Annotated in this window: 1 protein-coding gene and 1 pseudogene; both read right to left on the minus strand. The window is 61.3% G+C overall.

The genetic code is table 11. The features are described from left to right. On the minus strand, window positions 1–308 hold a 308-nt coding region (locus B4F73_RS05470; RefSeq protein ID WP_349679543.1), incomplete at its 3' end, for an MFS transporter. A gap of 104 nt (window positions 309–412) precedes the next feature. Continuing rightward, window positions 413–759, minus strand: a pseudogene (locus B4F73_RS05475) (TonB-dependent receptor); the annotation flags it as partial.

Genomic DNA, 759 nt, shown 5'->3' on the forward strand with positions numbered 1-759 from the left:
CCGGAGACCGCGGTCATGCCCGACCAGACGGCCAGTGAGAGAGAAATGATCGTGCGGCGATTGCCCCGGTCGGCCCACATTGCCATCGGAATGCCGAGCGTTGCGTAGAAAGCCGCGAAAGCGAGGCCTGTCAGCAAGCCGAGTTGAGCGTCGTCCAGTTTCAGGTCAGCCTTGATCGGCTCCAGCAGGATCACGAGGACCTGCCGGTCGATATGGTTGAATGTGTAGACCAGCGTAAGCAATGCCAGCACATAGGCGCGAGATGCATTACGGGACGTCGGAGAGGGTGGGGCCGCGAGATCGGTCATGGCTGTCCTTCAGGCTACGCCGAAGCGGTTACCGGTATCTGCAAGGTTTGGAAGGGACGGACCGGCGACCCACGGAGGTAAAGGTCGCCGGTCCGCTCAGTTGACTAGAAGTCGACCGAGATTGAGGCGGTAAGCGTGCGCGGCGGGCCGTAGAAGGCCGAATACGCACTGTCGAAGCCAAGCTGGCTCGGCGTCACGAAGTTGTAGGCTGCGACGCGGTATTCCTCGTCCGTGAGGTTCCGGCCGTGGATACCGAAGCGCAGGCGCTCGGACGGCGATGTCCAGACGAAGCTGAGGTCCAGCAACGTATAGGAGTCCGGATCCAGCGCCGGACCCCCATTCGGGAACAGCACGTTCGTGCCCGGAGCGAAGCCTGGGTTCTCCACGTTGAAGAGATAATAGGCATCGCGATAGGAAGCCGATCCTGTGATCGAGATCGCACCGAATTCAG

This window comes from Hyphomonas sp. UBA3601, from assembly GCF_002375605.1.
Taxonomy (GTDB): domain Bacteria; phylum Pseudomonadota; class Alphaproteobacteria; order Caulobacterales; family Hyphomonadaceae; genus Hyphomonas.